The organism is Clostridioides sp. ES-S-0049-02 (assembly GCF_020658465.1).
In the GTDB taxonomy this organism is placed as follows: Bacteria; Bacillota; Clostridia; order Peptostreptococcales; family Peptostreptococcaceae; genus Clostridioides.
Map to the genome: position 1 here is coordinate 1 of NZ_JACVWG010000036.1, position 3,230 is coordinate 3,230.

The 3,230-nt window shown below is 27.3% G+C and carries 3 protein-coding genes and 2 pseudogenes; all 5 read right to left on the reverse strand.

Annotated features, from left to right (window positions below; genetic code table 11):
- A pseudogene (locus IC213_RS20185) lies at positions 1 to 194 on the reverse strand (hypothetical protein); the annotation flags it as partial.
- 9 nt (positions 195 to 203) lie between these two features.
- Positions 204 to 1,778, reverse strand: coding sequence for a DnaB-like helicase C-terminal domain-containing protein (locus IC213_RS20190; RefSeq protein ID WP_227863567.1), 1,575 nt, complete (start codon positions 1,776 to 1,778; stop codon positions 204 to 206).
- Positions 1,778 to 2,311: a hypothetical protein gene (locus tag IC213_RS20195; protein ID WP_227831989.1), complete on the reverse strand. Its 534-nt coding sequence runs from the start codon at positions 2,309 to 2,311 to the stop codon at positions 1,778 to 1,780. Before IC213_RS20195 ends, IC213_RS20190 begins: the two co-directional genes overlap by 1 nt.
- Before the next feature lie 61 nt (positions 2,312 to 2,372).
- Positions 2,373 to 2,930: an ERF family protein gene (locus IC213_RS20200; RefSeq protein WP_227831990.1), complete on the reverse strand. Its 558-nt coding sequence runs from the start codon at positions 2,928 to 2,930 to the stop codon at positions 2,373 to 2,375.
- A 58-nt stretch (positions 2,931 to 2,988) separates the two neighbouring features.
- Positions 2,989 to 3,230: pseudogene (locus IC213_RS20205) on the reverse strand (hypothetical protein); the annotation flags it as partial.

The window sequence follows — 3,230 nt, forward strand, 5'->3', positions numbered from 1 at the left end:
CCTATATGGCCACAAGAACTATAGCAATGAAATGTTTTGCTTTCTGTATAATAAAATAATTTATATGAATCACCATTATGGCATAAATGAGTATTAAATATCAATTGTCTATCATTGCTTTTAGAAGATAAGCCCGAACCTAAATATTCCATAAAACTTATCACCTCTTCATTAGTCAAATCCTTTATTTCCATAGTCATCACCTAGTATGACAATTGTCCTCTATAGACTTTTTCACACCTTCCTATTTCTTCAAATCTACCAGTCTTACCATAAAATCTTAGTAGAATCACATCTCCATCTTGACCTCTTCTTGACTTATTTAAAAATAATAATCTGTATTCTTTTTGTAAATCTTTTATATCAAACTGAATATACTCTCTTTCAGTAGTCTTTTTTAGCTTATTATATTTTAGTCTATATGGTTTTAAAAAGAATTTTTTATTATTTGAATCTAATTCTAAATCATTAACTACTTTTCTCATAAGCATTAATAATCCACACACATTCTTTACCGCTTTAGCTTCTGCTAAATCTGAAGCTGATAAGTAAGAACTTTTATTCTCTTGAGCCGTTACTAATTGCATAGATAGAAGTGTTATTACATTGTATTTATTTCCAAAGTTATCTAGTAATTTAGAGTTTTCTATTAACCTTCCTGTATAATTTGCATCTGATGAATTTTCTGACTTGAATGTATCAACTGCTATTACAGTAAATCCCTCATGTGCTACAAGTTCTTTACTTTTCCTTAATATCTCAGATATCTCAAACTCTTCCATATATATAAATTTTAAACTTTCTTCAAAACCTCTATTTTTTAAAAAGGCTTCTATCTTTTCCATAAGTTCTTCTTCAAAGTCTGTAAAATCTCCATTGTCAATTTTATTTCTATCTAAATCATGATAATTAAATATGTTATATGCTATAAATGATACTAACATACTTTTAAAATATTGAGACTTTTGTTCATTAGCAAATATAACTACTTTTTCACCTTGATATATCATAGCTAATATATAATTAAAGAACAATAATGTAGTTTTTCCTATTCCTGAGAATCCAGATATTATATTTATTCCGCCACCTTTGCCAAGTCCATTAGTTCTATTTGATAATACTGGTAAACCATATATATACTTAGATTCTTCATTCTCATTTAATCCTATTTCATTTTCATTATATTCAAAGATAATATTATAAGGTGTTCCTGCTTCAGTTTTTTGTTTTAACTTTTCTCTATCCTCTTTAGTAAGTAAAAGATTTTCGACTTTCATATTATTCTTTATAGAATTTACACTACATGAAGATATTAGCCCCTCATAAAATTCCTCAACTTCTCTACAGCTTATAGATTGGAATAATTCAAATGGAATAAATTTCTCTCCTTTATGATCCATTTCTTTTACTATATTAAAACCTCTTTCATCTAAGGCGATTAATAGATTATTTTTAGCTAAATCATCAATATATGCTGATATATTGGATTCTTTTCCATATTCCATAGCAGATGACAAGCTATTCCAACCACCATATTTTTCATATTCAGATTTAAGTTTATTTGAACATACAAATTTGGCTACACTTGTTTCATCAAGTTCACTATGGGTTTTAGACATTGTTCTTCCTAATGAGAAAAAGAATTTTACTTTATCTATTATGAAGTCATTTTCACTAATTTTATATTCACTAAAAAGAGTTAATGATTTTAGCATTGTTCCTAAAACTAAAGTCTCTATAATACCTCTATCCTTTGTTATTTTTTCATATGCACTCATTAATTCACCTCTTTAATTTTTTCAAATAGACTTTTTCTTTTATTAGTAAGTACTTTTTTAGGAGCAATTACTTCATAATATTTTTCACTTTCTTTGTATATCTTTTCATTTTCTTTTTCATCTTTTATTTGCTTATTTCTAATTGTTATATCTCTAATACAACCTTTTAATATAGTAAATACATAGCATAATTTAGGATATTCTTCTTCTATATCTTTTCTGTAGTTAAGTAATTCTATAATTTCATCTTTTTTTTCAAGCATACAGTCATATAACTCTTCTCTTGTATAACCACTTTTTATTATGTCTTGTAACATCTTATTTTTTTGATTATTTATAACTGTATATCCCATAATGTAATCTATGCCAAGTTGACATTGTTTCCAAAAAAATATATCCTGCTGCTCTTTTCCATATTCCTGTTCATTACAGTAATATCTATTCTGCTTATTTCCCCCAGATGTAATATGTTCTACTTTATAAGCATCTTTTGTATCTAATTTTTTCTTACAAACCTTACACTTACAATTCAAGATTTTCCCTCCTATGCTATGTATTTGTTGCTACCTCACTTAAGAGGTAGCATTTTTTTACTTACACTCTGCTTTTCTTAACTGTTGTATTTTCTTCATCTGACTTTCCTTTTGATTTGTTTGTTAGGGAATTACCATCATCGTCTTCCTCGAATGATAATGCTAATACTGATTGAACTGCGTATCTTCTTAAGTAAGTTTCTAATGCCCCTCTAGCTTGTATATCATTAGTCTTAGCTGGTTTAAATGGTGCGGAATTTGACTCTATGTATTCTCCTGATGAATGTTTAAGTTTAGTTTTTATATATACTTTATCATTGCCTGCATCTTCTGCTGACTGCATTAGGATTAAATCATGTTTTGCTAATAATGGATTTACTGCTTTAAGAATTGTATCTAGATTTGCATATTTAGACCTATAAAATGGATTTGTATTGTCTTTTGGAATTGACTCTATATCTAAATGAAAGGCTATTAATGCTTTTGTTATCTCAATTTGACTATCGCTCTCTTTAAATCCTTCTATCCTATCTACCTGTAAACCTTGTGCTAATTTCTTTATTTCTTCATTTACTGCTTTTTTAACATCATCCATAACTATAGTTTCTTTATTTTCCATTCAATCTCTCCTTTTAAATAAGTTATTTAATATTCACTGTAACTATACTTTTTTAATATTAGAATGGTACATCATCATCACTTATTTCAACTGTTTTACCATTTTTATCAATATCTCTTTGTTTTTCTTTTTCATCCTTTTCTTTTATTTTTTCTCTCATTGCTTCTATATTTTTATCTGTAAATGGATAATTTTTATCACTTAATATTTCATCACCATCTTTCAAAGGCTCATCCCCTCCTTCTATTTCTAAAAATGTAAAGGCACTTTTTTTAATTCTTGAACCAAACCCTGTTGCTT

What these genes read in the sequence shown, in the direction of transcription:
- IC213_RS20190 (WP_227863567.1), bottom strand. Translation starts at nt 1,778, where the DNA reads ATGAGTGCATATGAAAAAATAACAAAGGATAGAGGTATTATAGAGACT.
- IC213_RS20200 (WP_227831990.1), bottom strand. Translation starts at nt 2,930, where the DNA reads ATGGAAAATAAAGAAACTATAGTTATGGATGATGTTAAAAAAGCAGTA.